Genomic DNA, 20,888 nt, shown 5'->3' with positions numbered 1-20,888 from the left:
CTTCCCGCCAGGACGCTCACTCAGCCGCTCGGTGATACTTCGCAACGTAGCGTGCCCGTGCTATCACTTTCCCGTGCATCTGATATGCGACGAGGGCCGGGCTTGATGTGGCGTTCACGTCGATACTTGGAACAGCGAGCGCCGATGCTGTCACGACGTAGCGGTGCGACTCTCCCTGAGGCGGGCAAGGGCCGCCGTATCTCGCCGCCCCGAAGTCGGTCAGCGTTTCGATGGCCCCCGCAGGCATCCGCTCCGGATTGCCGGAGGCGCCCTTTTCGATCGACGCTTCCGACGGCGGAATATTGACGACCTCCCAATGCGTCCAGCCAAGCCCGCCTGTGGGGGCGTCGGGGTCGTGAATGGTCACGACGACGCTCTTCGTTCCGTGAGGAAGATGGGACCACGAAATGCGTGGTGAGACGTTGTCGCCGTGGCAGCCAAATCCGCCGTAGACCTGTTCGTTCACGAACCGGCCATGGTTCAAGCCATCGACTTTGACGGAGAACGCTCCCGCGACAGCGATTGTCGGCACGATCGACAAGAGCATTGCAGAGCAGATGATCGATCGCGGAAAGAAGTTGAATCTCATGGTGTGCTCCGTTGAAAAGGAGAGCGTTTTTCTGCAGGCGGCTGGAACGATCTAGCCGCACGAAATCTGAGGGTTGCCGGCAGCCAGAACCGATCTCGGCGAGTGGGGCGTCAGCTATTCGGAAGGCCGGGATCGGCAGATCAAACTGACGCACGCCGAAGGCAAGGCGCTCAAGCGGATGATCGATACGCAATGGATTTACCCGTCGGCGCCGAATCGTGCGGACGCGTCACCGCTCGTCACGCCTGCTTCGTCAAGCACGCGAGCTGCAGCCAGTGTGCCCCACACTCCGGCAAAGCCGGCACCCGCAATCAGAATTTTCCTGGACATGACATTGCCTTCAATTGGAACACTACAAAGCCAACGAAAGACTGAGCTTCCGCGACCTGGACGCCGGCTTCGTCGTGGCAGATACGGTGTGGCGTAACATGAGACAAGGCTTGTAAAACCAGCGCTGAGACAAATTGTAGATTTGGAATCCGAACGTTAATAGCGCCGGCAACGCGTTCACCGTGTTGCCTTGATGGCAACAATTGGCGACACGCAAACCAGGGGATCGCGATGGCGACAGTCGCGCTGAAACGGCCGCGGGAGGAGCGGCAGGCACGGTAAACTGGACAACCGCTCCGCGCGAGGCATTCTTGCCTGCCCACAATCGACCGCCGTGCGCGCTATGATCGAGCGACAAATCAACAGCCCCATGCTGCCAGCGCGGACAGTTCTCGCCAAAAGACACGCTCGCCATTGTCCAGTGAGTTTTCGAGTCGGTTACCGTCGTCACTTTCATGCAGGTAGCATCGCGACGGCATTTCCGACCTCGCCTGCCTCGAACCGGTCGAGATCATTCAAATCGAGCGCTCGAATCTGTTCGGTCATGAAATCGACGAACACGCGAACGCGCGCCGGCAAGTGTTCCCGGCACAGGTAGCAGATGTAGTGGCTGCGATCTTTCAACGCGTGCTGCGTCAGTAGCATGACGAGTTCGCCGCGCCGGATGTAACCCCAGATCTGATGAGCCGGGAGCTGTGCGATGCCGCGACCGTCAAGGACAGCCTGACGGATCAGATCCGCATCGTTGAATGTCAGCTTTGAGGTCGGCAGATACCTGCGTATCTGACCGTCCATCGCGAACTCCCACTCCAGGACACGCCCGGTAGAAAATCTCATGTTGATGCAGTCGTGTTGCGCAAGCTCGTCCGGCACGGAAGGCAGCCCGCGCCTTTCGGCATACGCACGCGATGCACAAACGATCATCTGCATCGGAATCAACCGCTTCGCGATGATGCTGGAATCCTCAAGATGACCGTCGCGAAACGCGACATCGATTTGTCCCGCCGCGAAATCCACCGGTTTGTCGTCGAGCAGCAACTCGACCGAGATATCGGGGTAAATCTCCGAGAATTTGGACAATAACGGCGCAACTACATTGCGCCCGAATCCGGAGGTCGCAGACACGCGAAGCAAACCGCGAGGCGAACCATGGCGAAGATCCAGTATCTCGTTCACAGCCCCAACGATATAGGTCACGCCCAAGTTGCAGTTCTCGAAGAACCGCTCACCTTCGCGCGTCAATCTCGTGGTTCTCGTCGTTCTGAGAAACAGGCGCGTGCTCAGTTGCTTTTCGAGCCGCTGCACCTTGCGCGAGACAGTCGAACGACCGACGCCAAGACGCTCGGCTGCCTTGGAAAAACTCCCTTCGGTAGCGACCGCCATGAATACGACGATGCTGACATAGTTGGCCGAAAAACAGTTTGACAGGGAGTCGGCGTGATTCGGCGAGCCAACACGAAAGCCACGTTGCGATGTATTCAGTTGATCCATTGAACGACTCCAAGACTGTTTCAAGGTATTACCAATCTATTCCGGACGACGATCCAGTGCACGCCTGTCGAACAGAGGCAGCCATCCTGATGCCAGTGATATCGCGGAAACGCTGTCGTCGTGACCAGTTGCCAATCGGCGAAACAGAATGCCGAGATTTGCGATGCGCAACACGTTTGTATAGGTGCTCGAGCACGGGTCATGCAATCACGCTGGACAGGTACGTATGCGTTGACGCGTCGTGCTTCGGAAAGGCGAGAACGTCCTGCGTCGATTTGAATGTCAGCACACTCAGCCCGCTCGATCGCAGCAGCCCCTCGCGCGACAGACGAAGCGATTCGTCATCGTCGACGACGTAAGCCGCCGGTTTCCATTCGATCATGCAGGTTCCAGGCCGAAGTCGAACGAGACCATGAACTCATCTCGCCTCCTGTTTCATAGCTCGATTCATCGGATTTTCCAGCGCGACACCGGGAACGGACGCAACGTCACGGTGAAGCAATTCAATGTCAGGATGGCAGGGAAAATTGCACTGGATACTCAACCTTGCGCAACGGAGCGACTCAGCCAGTTTTGAAACCGCGTCGGGCCGACACGGTACCCGTCGCTGGCGACCAATGTGCGATCGTCCAGTTCGCATCCAAAATAGCGGGCCCTGACATCGGCGATCACGGTGCGTGAATCCTTGTTCGCGGCCAAATACTTGCGCCCCAGGTCATCAAGCGGGAAGCGGTCCTGACCGGCGACTTCGATGGTGTCGTTCAATGGCATCCCGGCCGCCAGATCGGCCAGGACTGCGGAGACGTCGTCAGCCGCGACCGGCTGGATCAGCGCAGGCGAAAGACGCACCTCGTCTCCGTGGACACCTGCGTCGACAATACTGCCGACGAATTCGAAGAACTGGGTTGCACGCAACAACGTGTACGGTATCGGCGACGACTTGACCAATGCTTCCTGCACTGCCTTTGCACGAAAGTAGCCGCTGCGCTGAAGGCGTTCGGTCCCCACGACGGCGAGTGCCAGATGGTGCTCGACGCCAGCGGTCTGTTCCGCGGCCAGCAGATTGCGACCGGCCGTGTCAAAAAATTCCATCACCTCGATGTCGTCGAAAGACGGCGCATTTGCGACATCGACAACGACCTGTGCTCCTTCGAGCGCCTTGGCCAACCCGTTGCCGGTGATCAGATTCACGCCGGTGCTTGGAGAAGCAGCCACGACCTCGTGGCCATCACTGGAGAGCCGCTTCGCCACGTTCGATCCGATCAGTCCGCTGCCACCGATAACGACTACCTTCATCACCCGCTCCCCTCTGGTTCGAGCTGCGTTGCTTCTGCCGTCAGGCTGGTGGGAGCAGTATCATTTTCGGCTGCGCGCATCGCTTTGCCTGTATCTTGTATTTCCGTCCAAAATTTCTTGATCGATCCCGAAGCTCCGGATTCCCTTTGGCTGGAAGCTTCCCTTCCGCATCTTGGAGACTCGAATGCAATGGGTTTTTGCCGACTGCGTGCTGGATCTGGAGCGCCGCGACCTGCGTCGCGCTTCCCAGCCGGTGGCGACGACACCGAAGACGTTCGACCTGCTGGTATACCTTGCGAGCCATCACGACCGTGTCGTCAGCCGAGACGAGTTGATCGACGCAGTGTGGGGTGGACGGACGATTTCCGAGTCGACCGTGGCCAGCCACGTCAATGCCGCACGTACCGCGGTTGGCGACGACGGCCAGCAACAGCGCATTATCAAAACCGTCGCGCGCAGGGGGTTCCGGTTCGTTGCCGATCTCGCCGGACAGGACATTCCTCCTTGCATCGTCGAACGAACTGCCACGCCGTCCGATTCGACGTCGCCCGACACCGCGCTATCCGGCAAGCCTTCCATTGCAATCTTGCCCTTCGTCAATTTGAGCGGCGACCCGAACCAGGATTATTTGGCCGACGGCGTGATCGAAGACGTGATCATCGCGCTATCACGCTACCGCTGGCTGTTCGTCGTGGCCAGGAATTCAAGCTTCACCTACAAGAATCGCGATGTTGATGTGAAGCAGATCGGACGCGAACTTGGCGTGCGATACGTGCTGGAGGGCAGTTGGCGGCAGGCGCAAGGCAGGGTGCGCATTACCGGCCGTTTGGTCAACGCGTCCAGTGGCGCCACTCACTGGGCCGATCGTTTCGAAGGTGTCCTTGGTAGCCTCTTTGAGTTCCAGGACCGGATTGCCGACAGCGTGGTCGGTGCCATTGCGCCTCAGCTGGAGCAGGCGGAAATCGCACGTGCCCGACACAAGCCGACTGGCAGCCTCGACGCATACGACTATTATTTGCGCGGCATGGCCCAACTTCATCTGGGCACGCGCGAAGCGATCGACGAGGCTCTTCCACTATTCCATCGTGCATTCGACTGCGACGCGGATTTCTCGTCGGCCTATGCAATGGCGGCCTGGTGTCACTGCTGGCGCAAGATCAACGGTTGGATGAGCGACCACCCAAAGGAAATGCTCGAGGGCACGAGGCTGGCGCACCGTGCGGTGAGGTTGGGTAAATACGACGCCGTCGCTTTGGCCCGAAGCGGACATGCATTGGCCCATCTTGCGGGTGATCTGCCCGAGGGCATCGAGCTGCTGGACCGGGCGCTGGAACTGAATCCCAATCTCGCGTCGGCGTGGTTTCTCGGCGCATTCTGCCGCTTGTGGCATGGCGAATCCACGCGGGCGGTCGAACAATTCACTCGCGCGATGGATCTGAGTCCGGTGGATCCCGAACTCTACCGGATTCATTTCGGGTTGGCTGCCGCGCACCTGTTTCTCGGCAAGCATGCCGAGGCCGCCTCATATGCCGAGAAAGCTTCGCGGGATTTGCCGAGCTTCTTTGTCGCGCAAGCCGTGCTCGCGTCCAGTCTGGCGTGGCTGGGAAAACTAGAGGAAGCCAGGCGAGCTGCCAAACGCCTGCATGCACTCGCGCCGGCCTTGCGTCTGGGCAATCTGACCGACGTGATACCGATTGTGCGGCAAGATGATCTCAACCTTTTGATCGAAGGACTGGCCAAGGCTGGATTTCAATCCTGAGCCGCGGAGGCGCAGTGTGGTGATCGTTGTAAAACAGGCCCGGAAGACCGTTTCAAAAAGGCCCGAATGCACTGTTGATTTTCGGGGTATTCGTACCATTCGTGCAAATTCTGGCGCTTTGGACCAGAAATGCCCTTCTGATCAACTGTTCGCAAAATCGTGTTTTGAAAAGATGTCGCAGGGGCGCGGAGCCTTGCGGGATAAGGGATTGCGGCGACTGACCGCCAGAATTTGCACGAAAAGAACGAATACCCCCCAATGAACCCACCCACCGGCACGTCGTCGCCCGCGCCAGAAATACAGGGGCGCCGAGACGGTGGCGGCAGCGTTTTCGATCGCGGCGGCGGGGGCGCTCGATACCCTGCGGACAGGGTGCCGCGCCCGCGCGGGCGTCGTCTATGTCCCGAAATGAAGGGGAACATAGCCCTTACTATGTTCCCCTTCATTCCGCCGTATTGCCCTACGTAGTCGTGGCTCTAATTCAATGTCGAACATCCGCGCACCAATCGTCGGTCGCGCTAGCCACCGCATACGCAGCATTCTCCCACTCAGTTGGGACAGACACGGCCCATCTGTCATTCTGATGCGACGGGCAAACTGAAGTCCGGTTTGCTGGCCCGCTGCACTTGCTCCAGTGCCTCGAGGTAGCGATGGACCGGGACTGCAGCAAGTTGCTCGTCACGGACAAGAAGCAACCTTTCCAGTGCGGTCCGCTCAGCACCCCCACGCTCGCCCCACCCGCTACCCCCGCTCGCCCAACCGCTCCGCCAGAAACCCGATGAACGTGCGCAGCGTGACGAACCCTTCCCGGTGCTGCGGAAACACCGCATTCAGCGTGATCGGCGACGGCGCATACGCGTCGAGCACCGGCACGAGCGCGCCGCTGTCGAGCGCCGCGCCGACGATGAAATGCGGCAGCAGCGCGATGCCGAGCCCCGCGATCGCCGCGTCGCGCACGACTTCGCCGTTGTTCGCGACGAGCGGCCCCTGCACGTCGAACGTGCGCGCCGCGCCGTCGACCCGGAACTCCCAGCCGACGCGCCGCTCGCGCCCATACATCAGGCACGTGTGGCCGGCGAGGTCGGCCGGCGTCGCCGGCGTGCCGTGGCGCTTCAGGTAAGCGGGGCTCGCGCACGCGATCATCTCCCACGCGCCGAGCTGCCGCGCGATCAGCGTCGAATCCTCGAGCGTGCCGATCCGCAGCACGAGATCGAAGCCCTCGCCGATCAGGTCGACACGCCGGTCGGTCAGGTCGACGTTGAGCCGCACGGCCGGATGCGCGGACAGGAATTCGGCGATCAGCGGCGACACATGCGTGATGCCGAACGACAGCGGCGCGCTGATCTTCAGCGAGCCGTGCAGCTCGGTGCTGCGCACCGACATCGCCTGCTCGGCGTCGGCGACCTCGGCCAGGATCCGCTGCGCACGCGCATAGAACTCGTGCCCCGATTCCGTGACCGCGAGATTGCGCGTATTGCGATGCAGCAAACGCACGCCGAGCGCTGCCTCGAGCGCCATCGTGCGCCGGCTCACGAACTGCTTGGACAGCATCAGTTGGTCGGCCGCCGCCGTGAAGCTGCCCGCATCGACGGTCGCGACGAAGATCCTCAGGTCGTTGAGTTCCATATTGTCCACCTCAGAGTGACAGTCATTATCTCTACAGCCATTTATTTGTCAAATCGATTGACCTAAGATTCATCTCAACGAACAGCCGGACCCACTTCCGAGGTCCGGCGAGATCCAGGAAAAAATCATGATCGAGACTCGTGCAGCAAACCAACGTGGCCGTGCCGAGCATGGCTGGCTCAGCTCCCGTCACACGTTTTCTTTCGCGAATTACTACGATCCAAAGCAAGTCGGCTTCTCCGACCTGCTGGTCATCAACGACGACCGCGTCGCGCCGGGCCGCGGCTTCGGCACGCACCCGCACCGCGACATGGAAATCCTGTCGTACGTGCTCGACGGTGCGCTGGAGCACAAGGATTCGATGGGCACCGGGTCGGTGATCGTGCCCGGCGACGTCCAGTTGATGAGCGCGGGTACCGGCGTGCGTCACAGCGAGTTCAACCACTCGCACGAGACGCCCGTCCACTTCCTGCAGATCTGGGTCGGGCCTTCCGAGAAGGGTGCCGAGCCGCGCTATCAGCAGACGAACATCGCGGCGGACGACAAGCGCGGCAAGCTCACGCCGATCGTGTCGCCCGACGGTAGCGGCGGTTCGCTGAAGATCCGCCAGGACACGCGGATCTACGCGGGCCTGTTCGACGGCGACGAGCGCGCCACGCTCGAACTCGCACCGGACCGCTTCGCCTACGTGCATGTCGCACGCGGCAGCGTGACGGTCAACGGCGTGACGCTCGGCGAAGGCGACGGCGCACGTATCCGCGACGAGCAGGTATTGACGTTCACGGATGGCAAGGATGCCGAAGTGCTGGTATTCGATTTGCGTCCGGTCGAAGTGACGGCCGAGTGGGCATGACGCCCGTTCGGAACATCGTGCCCCGCTGAACGCGGGGCCTTCTTATTCGGAGATTCGCAACATGGCCAAGGTACTCGTTCTCTACTACTCGTCCTACGGGCACATCGAAACGATGGCGCAGCACGTCGCGGAAGGCGCGAAATCGGTGCCCGGCGTCGAGGTCACGCTCAAGCGCGTGCCTGAAACCATTCCCGTCGACCAGGCGAAGGCGATCGGCATCAAGGTCGACCAGGCCGCACCCGTCGCCACCGTGGACGAACTCGCGGGCTACGACGCGATCATCTTCGGCACGCCAACCCGCTTCGGCAACATGGCCGGCCAGATGCGTACGTTCCTCGACCAGACGGGCGGCCTGTGGATGAAGGGTGCGCTCGTCGGCAAGATCGGCAGCGTGTTCGCGTCGACCGGCACGCAGCACGGCGGCCAGGAAACGACCATCACGTCGTTCCACTCGACGCTGCTGCACCACGGGATGGTGATCGTGGGCGTTCCCTACGCGTGCAGCGGGCTCGTCAACATGAACGAAATCACGGGCGGCACGCCGTACGGTGCGACCACGCTCGCGGGCGCGGACGGCAGCCGTCAGCCGAGCGCGAACGAACTCGACATCGCGCGCTACCAGGGCAAGCACGTCGCGGAACTCGCCGCGAAGCTCGCGTCGTAACGCGGGCGCCGTCCGTCCCGGAAAGCCCGGGACCACGGCGCGTGCCGCCTGCGCGACACGCACGAGCAAGCACGGCGCCGGTGGACCCGGCGCCGTTTTCCGTCGCGCGAACGCCGGCCGTTACTGGCCCGATGCCGGCGCGGCCGGAGCAGCGGGCGCCGCCTTCGTCGCGGGCGCCTTCTCGACCGCGTTCTGCGGATAATTGCTCTGATCGTTGGTCAGCCGGTAGCCGGTGCCCGTGCCGATCGCCTTCAGGTCCGTCGCGTGGCGCGCGCGGGCCGCCTTGCGGGCGGCCTTCTTTTGCGCCTTGTCGAGTTGCTTCTGCGTCGGCGCGGACGCCGGATCCTGCGCATATGCCGCCGGCGCGGCGGTCAACAGCAGACCGAACGACGCCGTTACTGCCACTGCTACCGAAACCACGCGAGACTTCGTCATGGCCGGATCTCCTTGTCGATTGTTGGTTGTGGGTCGAACGCCGGCACGCACGCGACGGACGTCGGCGTGCGACCACGGCGCCGATGCAACGTTAGCCGATCGCTGCGCAATTGTCCGTGCCCGTTCCTGAATTCTCCTGATAACGGCAACGATACATGCGCGGCAGGCACCCGGCCAGACGGCGTGACGCACGTGCCATCAGGGAAACCGATAGCATCGCGCGCCGCCGGCACCCGGCGCCGCTCAGATCCAGCGCGACAGCACCGGCAGCAGGATCGGCACGACGAATGCAGTCAGCACGCCGTTCAGCCCCATCCCGAGGCCGGCGAACGCGCCGGCCTCCTCGCTGACCTGGAACGCTCGCGCGGTGCCGATCCCGTGCGACGCGACGCCGAGCGCGAAACCGCGCACCGCCGGCTCCTCGATGCGCAGCGCGTTCAGGATCGCGCGGGCGCATACGGCGCCGAAGATCCCGGTCGAGATCACCAGCACGGCGGTCAGCGACGGAATCCCGCCGATTTCCTGCGCGACGGCCATCGCGATCGGCGTGGTCGCGGATTTCGGCGCGAGCGACGCGATCGTCTGGTGCGACGCGCCGAACAATGCGGCGATGCCGACCGCCGACACGATCGCGGTCAGCGAACCGGCCAGCAGCCCGACGAGCAGCGGCACCGCGGCGCGCCGCAGCTTCGACCACTGGCGGTACAGCGGCAGCGCCAGCGCGACGGTCGCCGGGCCGAGCAGGAAGTGGACGAACTGCGCGCCCTCGAAATACGTCGGATACGGCGTGTGCGTGATCGTCAGCAGCACGACGATCAGCGCGACCGCGATCAGCACCGGGTTCGCGAGCGGGTTGAAGCGCGCGCGTGCATAGACGGCCTGTGCAATCAGGTACGCGATCAACGTGATCGTGAGGCCGAGCAGCGGGGTCGCGGCGAGGTAGACCCAGATCGCGCCGAGTTTCGGGAAGGCCGTCATTGCGTGCCCTCCGCCGTGCCGTCCGCGCGCCGCTGGCGGCGCAGCAATGCACGCGTGACGAGCGCGGTCACGGCGATCGCGAGCGACGTGCTCACCGCCAGCGCGACGACGACCGCGAGCGCATCGCCTCGCACGCGGTCGGCCGACACCATGATGCCGACGCCGGCCGGCACGAACAGCAGCGACAGGTGGCGCAGCAGTTCGAGCGCGGTCGGCTCGATCGCGTCGGCCACCTGCGGGCGCAGCATCACGAAGCCGAACAGCAGCAGCATGCCGATCACGGGGCCCGGCACCGGCAGGCCGAACAGATAGGACACCCCTTCCCCAAGACACTGGAAGGTCAGCAAGACCGCGAACGCCTGCAGCATGAAGCGCTTCTCCCGAACGTGGCCGCGCGATCGTGCAGACGCGCGACCGATGGGCCGGCGGCGTGTCGCGCCGGCGTGGACGATACGCGCGATCGTATCAACAAAGGCCGCCGGGCGGGCTGCCGGCGCGGTGCGCGACTGCGGGCAACCGCCCTGCAGCCGGATCGAATCGATGCGACACTTGCCGCCGGACGATGCGAAAACGACGCAATCCGCGCGCACGCGGATGCGTCGCCTACGCACGGCCCACATGAGACACGCATGAGCGGCCGGGCCACCTGCCCGCGCCGCATCAAGGAGAAGGTTCAATGTTTTCGTGGTTTGAACGGCGCCTGCCGACGTTCCCGCTCGAGGATCCCGTCACGCCGCCGAAGGGGTTCTTCTCGTTCGTCTGGGCGTGCACGAAAGGCGCGCGCGGCTGGATCCTGCTGATCGCGCTGACGTCGGCCGCAACCGCCGCGTACGAAGCCGTGCTGTTCGCGATGATGGGGCGCGTGGTCGACTGGCTGTCGTCGACGACGCCGGCCGAATTCGGCGGCCGGCATTTCGGCACGCTCGCCGGCTTCGCGGCGATCCTTGCCGGCAGCGCATTGCTGATCGCGCTGCATACGATGATCAAGCACCAGGTGCTCGCGATCAACTTCCCGATGCGGCTGCGCTGGCTGTTTCACCGGCTGATGCTCGACCAGAGCCTGTCGTTCTACGCGAACGAGTTTGCGGGCCGCGTGACGACCAAGATCATGCAGACCGCGCTCGCCGTGCGCGACGCGCTATTCATGTCGGTCGACGTCGTGATCGGCGTCGGCGCGTACCTGATCGGCATCCTTGCGCTCGCGGCGAGCTTCGACTGGCGCCTGATGATTCCGCTCGCGCTGTGGGCGCTCGGCTACGGCGTGGCGTGCGCGTATTTCGTGCCGCGCCTGGGTGCGGTCGGCAGCCGGCAGGCCGACGCGCGCGCGCTGATGACGGGCCGCATCACCGACGCCTATTCGAACATCACGACCGTGAAGTTGTTCTCGCACACGCGCCGGGAAGCCGACCACGCGCGGCGCGCGATGGAGGCGTTCAAGGTCACCGGCGATGCGCAGATGCGGCTCGTCAGCGCGTTCGAGGTCGTCAACCACCTGCTGTCGACGCTGCTGCTGGTCGGCTCGACCGGCCTCGCGCTCTATCTGTGGCTGCACGGCGAGGCGAGCGCGGGCGTGGTCGCGGCCGTGATCGCGATGGCGCTGCGCCTGTCGAGCTATTCGCACTGGATCATGTGGGAGATGACCGAACTGTTCGAGAACGTCGGCACGGTCCAGGACGGCATCAACACGCTGACGAAGGCGCGCAGCGTGGTCGACGCACCGGACGCGAAGGCGCTCGCCGTGCAACGCGGCGGCATCGTGTTCGACAACGTGAGCTTCGCGCACGAGGACAACGAGCGCGCGGTGTTCGACGGGCTGAACCTGACGATCCGGCCGGGCGAGCGGATCGGCCTGATCGGCCGCTCGGGCGCCGGCAAGTCGACGCTCGTGAACCTGCTGCTGCGCTTCTACGACGTGGATGGCGGCGCGATCCGGATCGACGGGCAGGACATCGCGCACGTGACGCAGGACAGCCTGCGCGCGGCGATCGGGATGGTCACGCAGGATACGTCGCTGCTGCACCGGACGATGCGCGAGAACATCCTGTACGGCCGCCCCGACGCGACCGAGCGCGAGATGCACGACGCGGCCGTGCGCGCGGAAGCGTCCGACTTCATCGACCGGCTGCGCGACCGGCACGGGCGCAGCGGCTACGACGTTGAAGTCGGCGAGCGCGGCGTGAAGCTGTCGGGCGGCCAGCGGCAGCGTGTCGCGATCGCGCGCGTGATGCTCAAGGACGCGCCGATCCTCGTGCTCGACGAAGCGACCAGCGCACTCGACTCCGAAGTCGAAGTCGCGATCCAGCGCAGCCTCGACGGCCTGATGCGCGGCAAGACGGTGATCGCGATCGCGCACCGGCTGTCGACGATCGCGGCGATGGACCGGTTGATCGTGCTCGACGAAGGGCGCATCGTCGAGGAAGGCACGCACCTGCAGCTCCTTCAGGCGGGCGGCATCTATGCGGCGCTGTGGGCGCACCAGAGCGGCGGGTTCCTCGGCGAGACGGCGGATGCGGAGGGGGCCGAGCAGTGATGTTCATGCACGCGCGGCAGGCGCATGCCGGCCTGCCGCGCGTGCGTGATGCGTGATGCGTGATGCGTTACAACCGCACGATGGTCGATTTCAGCTCGGTGTATTTGTCGAGCGCGTGCAATGACTTGTCGCGACCGTTGCCCGACTGCTTGTATCCGCCGAACGGGAAGTTCATGTCGTCGCTGCCGTCGCCGTAGCAGTTGACCCACACGGTGCCGGCACGCAAGCGCCGCGCGACCGTATGCGCCGTCGCGTGGTCCGCCGACCACACGGCTGCCGCGAGCCCGTACTCGGTGTCGTTGGCGATACGCACGGCCGCATCGACGTCGTCGAACGCGATCACCGACAGCACCGGCCCGAAAATTTCCTCGCGCGCGATCGTCGCATGCGCGTCGACGTCGAACACGGTCGGCTCGACATAGAACCCGCCCGTCTCCTCGCGCACGCGCGCACCGCCCGTCACCAGGCGCCCTTCCTCCCTTCCGATGCCGATGTAACGCATCACGCGTTCGAGCTGCGCGTGATCGACGATCGCGCCCATCGCCACCGCGGGATCGAGCGGATGCCCGGGCGCGAAGCGCCGCGACGCGGCGACCACCTTGTCGACGAACGCGTCCTTGATGTCGCGATGCACGAGCAGGCGCGAGCCCGCCGTGCACACTTCCCCCATGTTGAAGAAGATCGCATCGGCGGCCGCCTGCGCGGCGCGATCGAGATCGGGGCAATCGGGCAGCACGATGTTCGGCGACTTGCCGCCCAGTTCGAGCCATACGCGCTTCAGGTTCGATTGCGCGGCACACGCCATGATCTGCCGCCCGGTGCGCGCCGAACCGGTGAACGCGATGCAATCGACGTCACGATGCAGCGCCAGCAGCCGTCCCGGCTCGGCGCCACCGGGCACGACGCTGAACACGCCGGGCGGCACGCCGGCCTCGCACGCGAGTTGCGCGACGCGGATCGCGGTCAGCGGCGATTTTTCCGATGGCTTGAGCACCACGCTATTGCCTGCCGCGAGCGCCGGCGCGAATTTCCATGCGGCCATCAGCAGCGGGAAATTCCACGGCACGACCGCCGCGACGACGCCGATCGGTTCGCGCGTGACGAGTCCGACGAGATGGCGATCGGCGGGGACGACCTCGCCGCCGACCTTGTCGATGGCCTCGGCATACCAGTCGACGCTGTGCGCGGCGGCCGGCACGTCGATGGCCGTGGTGTCGGCGATCGGCTTGCCTGTATCGAGCGTCTCGAGCAGCGCGAGTTCGTCGCAATGCTCGCGCATCAGCGCCGCCCAGCGCTGCAGCACAGCCTTGCGTGCACGCGGATTCATGCCGGCCCACGCCTGCGCGTCGAACGCGCGGCGCGCAGCTGCCACGGCCGCATCGACTTCCTCGGCGCCGCAGTCGGCCACGTGCGCGAGCACACGGCCGTCGATCGGGCTCACGCACGCGAACGTTGCCCCGGTGCGCGCGTGGCGCGCCTCGCCGTCGATGAACGCGCGCGCTTCGATGCGCAGAACGGCCGCGCGTGCCCGCCAGTCTTCGAATGTGGATGGATTCATGGGTATTCCTTACCGTCAGAAGTCGACCATCACGATCCGGTCACCGGATCGATCGGCGTGAACGTACCGGCGCGCGCCTCGATCGCTTCGCCGGCGGCGAGGCACAGCGCCTCCTGGAAGCGGCCCGCGACGAGTTGCACGCCCGTCGGCACGCCGCCACGCACGCCGGTCGGCACCGACAGCCCGGGCAGCCCGAGCAGCGCGGTTGCCAGCAGTGGCCCCTGCATGTCGACGATGTGGCGCATCGCCTCGTCACCGTGCTGGTCCGCATCGATCGCGAACGGCTGCGCGCACGACACCGGCATCAGCAGCAGCGGGTAACGTGCGAAGAACTGCTGCCAGTCGCGCAGCAGCGCGGTCCGCCGCGCCAGACCATTCATGTAGCCGGCGAGGTCGAGCGGCGATGCGAGGTTGCGCTGGCTCGCGAACGCGGTCCGGATCGCCGCGTCGCCGTGCTGCATGATCACGTCGCCGAGCCCGCTGCGTGCTTCGTTGGTCACGAGGTCCAGCCACAGCGCGCACGCCTCGGCGAACCGCGGCGGCTCCGCTTCCTCGACGATGCAGCCGGCCTCCTCCAGCCACCGCGCGGCTTGCCGAACCGCATCGACGACGATCGGGTCGGACGGTACGCCCGGCAGCGTGGGACACACGGCGACGCGTGCGGGAAACGCCGCGTCGTGGCCGGCCGGCGCGACCGGCATCCACCATGCGTCTCGCGCGTCGCCCGCCGCCATCGCATCGAGCGCGAGGCGCAGGTCGCCGACCGTGCGCGCCAGCGGCCCCTGCACGGACGCGAGTTGCACGGCGAGCGTGCGGTCCTTCGATTGCGTCGGGTTGTAGGCGGGCACGCGGCCGGTGCTCGGCCGCAGCCCCGCGACGCCGCACGCATAGGCGGGGTAGCGGATCGAACCGCCAAGATCGTTGCCGTGTGCGATCGCGCCGATGCCGGCAGCGACCGCCGCGGCCGCGCCGCCGCTGGAGCCGCCGGGCGTCAGTGCCGGATTCCACGGATTCGACGTGCGGCCGTGCAGGTCGTTGTCGGTGAACCACCGGTACGAAAACGCCGGCGCGTTGCTGCGCCCGATCACGATCGCGCCTGCGTTGCGCAGGTTCGCGGTCACCGGGCTGTCCTCATGCGCGACCAGGCCGGCAAACGCGCGCACGCCGTTCGTCGTCGCGCAGCCGGCCGTGTCGACGTTGATCTTTACCGTCACCGGCACGCCGTGCAGCGGACCGACGGGCGTACCGCGCGCGATCGCGGCATCGGCATCGGACGCCGCCTGCAACGCGCTGTCGGCCAGCACGTCGACGATCGCGTTGATGACGGGGTTCACCTGCTCGAGCCGCCGCAGGCAGCTGTGCACGAGTTCCGTCGACGACACGTCGCGCCGTGCGACGTGCGCGGCCATCTCGGCCGCGCTCAGTCGCCACAATTCCTGGGTCATGGGATGCTCCTCGTTGATGACTGGATCGAATGGATTCGGCCTCGCGCTACGCACACGAGGGCTCCGCCTGCGGCGCATGCGACGCGTAGATCTTCCGGCACGTCTCGACGACCTCCCAGGTGCCGCGAAAGCCCGGTGGGATCACGAAGCGGTCGCCGGCACGCAGCACGCGTTCGCCGCCGTCGGCATCGCGCACGATCGCGACGCCGCTCAGCATCTCGCAGTACTCCGACTCGTCGTAGTCGATCGTCCAGCGTCCGGGCGTGCATTCCCAGATCCCGCAACTGAACTGCCCGCACGGGCTGATGTAGTGATGCGACAGCGTCTGCATCGGATTGCCGTCGAGCAGCAGCCCGGCCGGCACGCGGCTTTGCGTGAGCCGGGCCGGCGCCTGCATCAAGTCGACGAGACGGGTAACGTGGGTCATGAATGCCTCCAGCGCATGAGTGAATGGTTCAAAACGATTCGTGGCCGCGCGGCCATGCGAGCCGCGCTCCACGGGTCAAAGCAGGTCCATCGTCCGATGCCACGCCATCGCAAGCGCCAGCATCGGCGTGCGCAGCACGCGGCCGCCCGGAAAGTCGCGATGGCGAATCCGGCCGAACAGGTCGAAGCGCGCAGCCTGCGCGTCGATCGCTTCGGCGATCAGCCGCCCGGCGAGGCCGGTCACGTTCACGCCGTGCCCGGAGAAGCCCTGCGCGAAATACACCGTGGGCTCGAGCCGCCCGAAATGCGGTGCGCGGTTCATCGTCGCGTCGATCAGGCCGCCCCATGCGTAGTCGATCCGCACGTCGGCGAGCTGCGGGAACGTCTTCAGCATGTCGCGCCGCATCGCCGTCGCGAGATCGCGCGGCGCGCGCGTCGAGCTGCTCGCCTTGCCGCCCCACAGCAGACGCCGATCGCGCGTCAGCCGGAAATAGTCGAGCGCCGAATTGCAGTCGCTGATCGCCGCGTCGGCCGGCATCGTCTCGGCCGCGCGCGCTTCGCCGAGCGGCTCCGTCGCGATCAGGTAGGTCGCCACCGGGATGATCTTGCGCGCCAGGCTCGGCGCGAGCCGCCCCAGGTACGCATTGCCGGCCAGCACGACGTAGCGGGCATCCACATGGCCGCGCGCGCACCTGACGCGGTGGTGCAGCGCGGCGCGCTCGAGCGCGAGCGCGGGCGTGTCCTCGTGGATCGTCACGCCGGCCGCGCGCGCTGCGCGCGCGAGGCCGAGCGTGTAGTTCAGCGGATGCAGATGGCCGCTGCCCTCGTGACGCAGGCCGCCGGCGTAACGATCCGATGCGACGAAGCGCGGCATGTCGGCGCGCTCGACGATGTCGTAGCCGCGATAGCCGAAGCGGCTCGCCGCGGCGTCGCGCCATTTGCGCAGCGCGTCGATGTGGCGCTGCTTGTTCGCCGCCGTCAGATAACCGAAGGTCAGGTCGCAATCGATGCCGTGCCGCTCGACACGCCGCCGGACGATATCGACCGATTCGAGCCCCATCGCCCAGATCTTCCGCACGTCGTCTTCCGGCAGATGGGCCGAGAACGTATCGATGTCGCACGAGTAGCCGGCGATCAACTGGCCGCCGTTGCGGCCGCTGGCGCCCCAGCCGATTCGCGACGCCTCGACGAGCACGACCGAATGACCGCGCTCGGCGAGATCGAGCGCCGCGGACAGGCCGGTGAGTCCGCCGCCGATCACGCATACGTCGGCGGATACGGCACCGTCGAGCGACGGATGGCGGGTCCGGTCGTTGGCCGTGTCTGCGTAGTACGACTGAACATGTTGCTGATTTTCGAACTTGAGCATGAGTGACATTCGCGAACGGCGTCGCGTCAGAACGCGTAGATGAGTTGAGTCGCGAGCAGGTCGTTCGACTTCGCGTACGACCCGTCGTGACGCAGGAATACCTTGTTGCTCGCCCAGTCGTGCCGATACTCGACCTTGACCGTCACTTGCTGAGTCGGATAGAACAGCAGGTCGAATGCGGCCGCCTGCCGCGTCGCGCCCTTGCATTCGAAGCCGACGCCGCCGTTCGCCTTCGACATCGCGAGGCAGTCCGCGTCGATGCCGAAGCCGTTGTACGGATCCATCCCGTTGCCGTTCAGGCCGATCGACGATCCGCCGCCGCCGTTCCTGCGGTTGACGAGCAGGTCATAGCGCAACGTCGCACCCATGCGGCCGACCACCGGCACGTTGAACTTGCGGTGCGCGAGCAGCGACAACCCGAACCACTGCGCGAGCCCGCCGTTGAACGCGCCGTGTTGTTGCTGGCCGTAATCGAGCTCGGCGTTGTACTGCGCATCGGCGAGCGTATAGGTCGCATCGGCTTCCGCGAAGAAGAACGCGCCGTAAGCGCTCGGCGCATTGCCGCCCACGCCGTAGTGCACGGTGCCGGTGGCCGGGTCGATCGCACTCGGCAGCGTCTGGCGACCGATGTTGATCGAGCCGCCGATGTCGAGCGCGCTGCCGCGCATGTAGTCCACGCGCGCGGTGAAGGTCGGCACCTTGTTGCTCGTCGTGATCGGGTCGCCGAGCGCATTCACGCCGGTCTGCGTGACGGCGCCGGCGCTGCGGAACTGCTCGTTGCCGACGAAGAACTTCCACGCCCACTGGCCGCTCGGGCTCAGGTAGTTGATGCCCGCGCCGATCGACGAGCCCGGATCGGAGAAGTCGTACAGCAGGTTGTGCGTGAGCGTGAGCATCTGGTTCGACTGCTGGTACTCGTAGCCGCCGAAGCCGAGCACCAGCCCGCCGACGAACGCGGTCGTGCCCGACAGCGGCACCGTGACGACGGCCGTGTTCACGATGTCGAGACCGCTCGCGCCGCTGCCCGTCATCATCGACAGGCCGGCGCCGCGGTTCGGCATCAGCGTGATCTCGGCGGACGGTGCGGTCGGCCCGACGCCGAACGTCTTCTTGATGTCGAGGAACACGTCGCCGAACGTGCTGTTGTAATACGTGTACGCGTTCTCATGGTTCGCGAACTGGAACGACGAGGTACCGGCGCCGCGGTTGTACACGTAGGACGGATCGAGATAGCCGGTCACCGACAGCCCGGCGATCGGGCCGGTGCGCGCGGCGTCGGTCAGCGAGTCGACCTTCAGTTGCTGGTTCGCGACCTGCTGCCGGATTTCGGTCACGTCGTCGTTGGTCAGCACCGCCGGCGCCTGCCCGTAGCCGGGCACCGACGGATCGGCGGCGGGCACGCTCGCCACCGCTGTCGACGACACCGGGGCAGCCGCCGGTTTCGCAGCCAGTCGCGATTGCAGCGCGCTCATCTGCCGCTGCAGCACGGTGATCTGCTGTTGCAGCGCCCTGATCTGGTCGGCACTCGAACTCGCGGCGGCCAACCCCGGCAACGCACCGGCGATCAACGCGCAAAGCACCTTCTTTTTCATTCGACGTCTCCTTGTCGTTCTTCACTTCACGGGATGCGGTGCGGGGTCGTGCCGCGCGTGCGCGGCCGACGGGCGAACGGGCGGCAACGCGGGCGGTGGGGCGAGCGCATCCGGCGCGGCGGCCGCGTGCCATGCACGGGCCTCGCGAGCCTGTCGTCGCTCGCGGGCCAGCATCGAGCGGTTCACGACGACGACGCCGATCGTCACCATCGTGATGAACACCGTTGCGAGCGCATTCATCTCCGGATTGAGTCCGAGCCGCACGCGCGAGAACACGACCAGCGGCAGCGTCGTCGAACCGGGGCCCGACAGGAAGGCGGAAAGAATGACGTCGTCGATCGACACGGTGAACGCGAGCAGCCATCCCGATACCAGCGCCTGCGCGATCAGCGGCAGCGTGATCACGAAGAACACTTTCAGCGGCCGGGCGCCGAGATCGAGCGCGGCTTCCTCGATCGAGCGGTCGAGTTCCTTCACACGCGACTGCACGATCACCGCGACGAACGACAGACACAGCATCACGTGGCCGATCCAGATCGTCAGCCAGCCGCGTCCGGCGGGCCAGCCGAAGGTCTGCTGCATCGCGACGAACAGCAGCAGGAGCGAGATGCCCTGGATCACCTCGGGAATCACCAGCGGCGCGTTGATCATCGCCGCATAGAGCGTGAAGCCGCGAAAGCGCCCCATGCGGGCCAGCACGAAGCCGGCCCAGGTGCCGATCGCGACCGACGCGGTCGCCGTCAGCAACGCGATCTTCAGCGACAGCCACGCGGCCGTCAGCAATTCGCCGTCGTGCAGCAGCGCACCGTACCAGCGCAACGAGAAACCGGACCACACCGCCACCAGCTTCGACGCGTTGAACGAATAGACGACGACGCTCGCGATCGGCACGTACAGGAACAGGAAGCCCGCGCCCAGCACACAGGCAGAGAACAGGCGATTCGCGCGGGTCATGAGCGCCCCTCCGCTTTGGTCTGGCTGTAATGGAGCAACGCCATCGGCACGAGCAGCAGCGCCACCATCGTCACCGTCACCGCGGACGCCATCGGCCAGTCCATGTTGTTGAAGAACTCGTCCCACATCACGCGGCCGAGCATCAGCGTGTTCGCGCCGCCGAGCAGTTCGGGAATCACGTATTCGCCGACGGCAGGAATGAACACCAGCAGACTGCCCGCGACGATCCCGTTTCTCGACAGCGGCAGCGTGATGCGCCAGAACGCGGACCACGGCGTCGCGCCGAGATCGTGCGCGGCCTCGAGCAACGTGAGGTCCAGCTTCACGAGATGCGCGTAGAGCGGCATCACCATGAACGGCAGGTACGAATAGACCATCCCGATGTAGACGCCCGCGTCGGTGTGATAGAGCCGCAGCGGCGCCGCGATCACGCCGAGCGCCGTCAGCGCACGATTCAGCAGGCCGTCGTCCTTCATGATCCCAACCCACGCATAGACGCGAATCAGGAACGACGTCCAGAACGGCAGCATCACGGCCATCATCAACAGGTTGCGGCGTGCCGGCGCCGCGCGGGCAATGCAGTACGCGATCGGATAACCGGCGAGCAGACACATCAGCGTCGACGCGGCGGCCATCTTCAGCGAACTGACGTAGGTGTTCAGGTACAGGTCGTCCTGCAGCAGCAGCGCGTAATGCTTCAGCGACAGCGCAACCTGTACCGTGCCGGCTTCCAGTCGCGCGAGCGCGGTGTACGGCGGAATGCCGAGCATCTGGTCCGCGAAGCTGATCTTCAGCACCAGCGCGAACGGCAACGCGAAGAAGATCGCGAGCCATAGGAACGGCACGCCGATCGCCAGGTTGCGACCCGACGGCACGAAGCGCGACAGCGCGGACGCAGCATCAACGGTGGGTTTCGTCATGTCGCCCTCACTGCGTCAGCACGACGCCGCTGGCCGGCGACCACGACACGAACACGTCGTCGTTCCACGCCGG

The 20,888-nt window shown here is 65.4% G+C and carries 19 protein-coding genes; 4 read left to right on the top strand and 15 right to left on the bottom strand.

The genetic code is table 11. The features are described from left to right. Positions 1-16: 16 nt before the first annotated feature. From WS45_RS01730 to WS45_RS01715, 4 genes are all read right to left on the bottom strand, one after another. On the bottom strand, positions 17-589 hold the full coding sequence (locus WS45_RS01730) for a YbhB/YbcL family Raf kinase inhibitor-like protein (protein WP_059697860.1): 573 nt from the start codon (positions 587-589) through the stop codon (positions 17-19). Between the two features lie 783 nt (positions 590-1,372). Next, positions 1,373-2,410 (bottom strand): LysR family transcriptional regulator, encoded by a 1,038-nt coding sequence (locus WS45_RS01725; RefSeq protein ID WP_059697858.1) that lies wholly within the window; start codon positions 2,408-2,410, stop codon positions 1,373-1,375. Positions 2,411-2,609: 199 nt separating this feature from the next. Beyond that, the gene (locus WS45_RS01720) at positions 2,610-2,792 is read right to left on the bottom strand and encodes a hypothetical protein (RefSeq protein WP_059697856.1); all 183 of its coding nucleotides are present in this window, start codon (positions 2,790-2,792) and stop codon (positions 2,610-2,612) included. A gap of 158 nt (positions 2,793-2,950) precedes the next feature. Further along, the gene (locus WS45_RS01715) at positions 2,951-3,706 is read right to left on the bottom strand and encodes an SDR family oxidoreductase (RefSeq protein ID WP_059697854.1); all 756 of its coding nucleotides are present in this window, start codon (positions 3,704-3,706) and stop codon (positions 2,951-2,953) included. A 184-nt stretch (positions 3,707-3,890) separates the two neighbouring features. On the opposite strand from WS45_RS01715, the gene WS45_RS01710 reads away from it, so the two are divergent. Further along, entirely contained in the window at positions 3,891-5,465 is a 1,575-nt protein-coding gene (locus WS45_RS01710; protein WP_059697852.1) for a winged helix-turn-helix domain-containing tetratricopeptide repeat protein, read from the top strand. Between the two features lie 741 nt (positions 5,466-6,206). Here the strand turns inward: WS45_RS01710 and WS45_RS01705 are convergent. Continuing rightward, entirely contained in the window at positions 6,207-7,091 is an 885-nt protein-coding gene (locus WS45_RS01705; RefSeq protein ID WP_059697850.1) for a LysR family transcriptional regulator, read from the bottom strand. Between the two features lie 127 nt (positions 7,092-7,218). Here WS45_RS01705 and WS45_RS01700 point away from each other — a divergent pair, with 127 nt between their 5' ends. Continuing rightward, the gene (locus tag WS45_RS01700; protein ID WP_059697848.1) at positions 7,219-7,944 is read left to right on the top strand and encodes a pirin family protein; all 726 of its coding nucleotides are present in this window, start codon (positions 7,219-7,221) and stop codon (positions 7,942-7,944) included. 61 nt (positions 7,945-8,005) lie between these two features. Continuing rightward, entirely contained in the window at positions 8,006-8,608 is a 603-nt protein-coding gene (wrbA, locus tag WS45_RS01695; RefSeq protein WP_059526008.1) for an NAD(P)H:quinone oxidoreductase, read from the top strand. 120 nt (positions 8,609-8,728) lie between these two features. Here the strand turns inward: wrbA and WS45_RS01690 are convergent, their stop codons facing one another. From WS45_RS01690 to WS45_RS01680, 3 genes are all read right to left on the bottom strand, one after another. Beyond that, positions 8,729-9,043, bottom strand: a complete 315-nt coding sequence (locus WS45_RS01690; protein ID WP_059693672.1) for a hypothetical protein — start codon at positions 9,041-9,043, stop codon at positions 8,729-8,731. A gap of 243 nt (positions 9,044-9,286) precedes the next feature. Further along, positions 9,287-10,021, bottom strand: coding sequence for an LrgB family protein (locus WS45_RS01685; protein ID WP_059526012.1), 735 nt, complete (start codon positions 10,019-10,021; stop codon positions 9,287-9,289). Then, on the bottom strand, positions 10,018-10,389 hold the full coding sequence (locus WS45_RS01680; protein WP_059697916.1) for a CidA/LrgA family protein: 372 nt from the start codon (positions 10,387-10,389) through the stop codon (positions 10,018-10,020). Before WS45_RS01680 ends, WS45_RS01685 begins: the two co-directional genes overlap by 4 nt. Positions 10,390-10,697: 308 nt before the next feature. Between WS45_RS01680 and WS45_RS01675 the strand changes: the two genes are divergently transcribed. Continuing rightward, positions 10,698-12,551: an ABC transporter ATP-binding protein gene (locus WS45_RS01675; RefSeq protein ID WP_059697846.1), complete on the top strand. Its 1,854-nt coding sequence runs from the start codon at positions 10,698-10,700 to the stop codon at positions 12,549-12,551. Between the two features lie 67 nt (positions 12,552-12,618). Here WS45_RS01675 and WS45_RS01670 read toward each other — a convergent pair whose 3' ends face one another. The 7 genes from WS45_RS01670 to WS45_RS01640 form a co-directional block, all read right to left on the bottom strand. Beyond that, positions 12,619-14,109: an aldehyde dehydrogenase gene (locus tag WS45_RS01670; protein WP_059693678.1), complete on the bottom strand. Its 1,491-nt coding sequence runs from the start codon at positions 14,107-14,109 to the stop codon at positions 12,619-12,621. A gap of 29 nt (positions 14,110-14,138) precedes the next feature. Then, the gene (locus tag WS45_RS01665; RefSeq protein WP_059697843.1) at positions 14,139-15,554 is read right to left on the bottom strand and encodes an amidase family protein; all 1,416 of its coding nucleotides are present in this window, start codon (positions 15,552-15,554) and stop codon (positions 14,139-14,141) included. Positions 15,555-15,600: 46 nt separating this feature from the next. After that, positions 15,601-15,981 (bottom strand): cupin domain-containing protein, encoded by a 381-nt coding sequence (locus WS45_RS01660; RefSeq protein WP_059697841.1) that lies wholly within the window; start codon positions 15,979-15,981, stop codon positions 15,601-15,603. Between the two features lie 75 nt (positions 15,982-16,056). Next, positions 16,057-17,349: an NAD(P)/FAD-dependent oxidoreductase gene (locus WS45_RS01655; RefSeq protein WP_059697839.1), complete on the bottom strand. Its 1,293-nt coding sequence runs from the start codon at positions 17,347-17,349 to the stop codon at positions 16,057-16,059. A gap of 26 nt (positions 17,350-17,375) precedes the next feature. Then, positions 17,376-18,941, bottom strand: a complete 1,566-nt coding sequence (locus WS45_RS01650; protein ID WP_059697837.1) for a DUF3138 family protein — start codon at positions 18,939-18,941, stop codon at positions 17,376-17,378. 21 nt (positions 18,942-18,962) lie between these two features. Next, entirely contained in the window at positions 18,963-19,895 is a 933-nt protein-coding gene (locus WS45_RS01645) for an ABC transporter permease subunit (RefSeq protein ID WP_059697835.1), read from the bottom strand. Then, complete coding sequence (locus WS45_RS01640) at positions 19,892-20,815, bottom strand: ABC transporter permease subunit (RefSeq protein WP_059697832.1); 924 nt, start codon at positions 20,813-20,815, stop codon at positions 19,892-19,894. The genes WS45_RS01645 and WS45_RS01640 overlap by 4 nt, the downstream gene beginning before the upstream one ends. Positions 20,816-20,888: the final 73 nt, after the last annotated feature.

This window comes from Burkholderia sp. RF2-non_BP3, assembly GCF_001522185.1.
Taxonomy (GTDB): Bacteria; Pseudomonadota; Gammaproteobacteria; order Burkholderiales; family Burkholderiaceae; genus Burkholderia; species Burkholderia diffusa.
Note: the sequence above shows the minus strand (reverse complement) of the source record. Positions and strands in the feature narration are given on the sequence as shown.

What these genes read in the sequence shown, in the direction of transcription:
- WS45_RS01730 (WP_059697860.1), bottom strand. Translation starts at nt 589, where the DNA reads ATGAGATTCAACTTCTTTCCGCGATCGATCATCTGCTCTGCAATGCTC.
- WS45_RS01725 (WP_059697858.1), bottom strand. Translation starts at nt 2,410, where the DNA reads ATGGATCAACTGAATACATCGCAACGTGGCTTTCGTGTTGGCTCGCCG.
- WS45_RS01720 (WP_059697856.1), bottom strand. Translation starts at nt 2,792, where the DNA reads ATGATCGAATGGAAACCGGCGGCTTACGTCGTCGACGATGACGAATCG.
- WS45_RS01715 (WP_059697854.1), bottom strand. Translation starts at nt 3,706, where the DNA reads ATGAAGGTAGTCGTTATCGGTGGCAGCGGACTGATCGGATCGAACGTG.
- WS45_RS01710 (WP_059697852.1), top strand. Translation starts at nt 3,891, where the DNA reads ATGCAATGGGTTTTTGCCGACTGCGTGCTGGATCTGGAGCGCCGCGAC.
- WS45_RS01705 (WP_059697850.1), bottom strand. Translation starts at nt 7,091, where the DNA reads ATGGAACTCAACGACCTGAGGATCTTCGTCGCGACCGTCGATGCGGGC.
- WS45_RS01700 (WP_059697848.1), top strand. Translation starts at nt 7,219, where the DNA reads ATGATCGAGACTCGTGCAGCAAACCAACGTGGCCGTGCCGAGCATGGC.
- wrbA (WP_059526008.1), top strand. Translation starts at nt 8,006, where the DNA reads ATGGCCAAGGTACTCGTTCTCTACTACTCGTCCTACGGGCACATCGAA.
- WS45_RS01690 (WP_059693672.1), bottom strand. Translation starts at nt 9,043, where the DNA reads ATGACGAAGTCTCGCGTGGTTTCGGTAGCAGTGGCAGTAACGGCGTCG.
- WS45_RS01685 (WP_059526012.1), bottom strand. Translation starts at nt 10,021, where the DNA reads ATGACGGCCTTCCCGAAACTCGGCGCGATCTGGGTCTACCTCGCCGCG.
- WS45_RS01680 (WP_059697916.1), bottom strand. Translation starts at nt 10,389, where the DNA reads ATGCTGCAGGCGTTCGCGGTCTTGCTGACCTTCCAGTGTCTTGGGGAA.
- WS45_RS01675 (WP_059697846.1), top strand. Translation starts at nt 10,698, where the DNA reads ATGTTTTCGTGGTTTGAACGGCGCCTGCCGACGTTCCCGCTCGAGGAT.
- WS45_RS01670 (WP_059693678.1), bottom strand. Translation starts at nt 14,109, where the DNA reads ATGAATCCATCCACATTCGAAGACTGGCGGGCACGCGCGGCCGTTCTG.
- WS45_RS01665 (WP_059697843.1), bottom strand. Translation starts at nt 15,554, where the DNA reads ATGACCCAGGAATTGTGGCGACTGAGCGCGGCCGAGATGGCCGCGCAC.
- WS45_RS01660 (WP_059697841.1), bottom strand. Translation starts at nt 15,981, where the DNA reads ATGACCCACGTTACCCGTCTCGTCGACTTGATGCAGGCGCCGGCCCGG.
- WS45_RS01655 (WP_059697839.1), bottom strand. Translation starts at nt 17,349, where the DNA reads ATGCTCAAGTTCGAAAATCAGCAACATGTTCAGTCGTACTACGCAGAC.
- WS45_RS01650 (WP_059697837.1), bottom strand. Translation starts at nt 18,941, where the DNA reads ATGAAAAAGAAGGTGCTTTGCGCGTTGATCGCCGGTGCGTTGCCGGGG.
- WS45_RS01645 (WP_059697835.1), bottom strand. Translation starts at nt 19,895, where the DNA reads ATGACCCGCGCGAATCGCCTGTTCTCTGCCTGTGTGCTGGGCGCGGGC.
- WS45_RS01640 (WP_059697832.1), bottom strand. Translation starts at nt 20,815, where the DNA reads ATGACGAAACCCACCGTTGATGCTGCGTCCGCGCTGTCGCGCTTCGTG.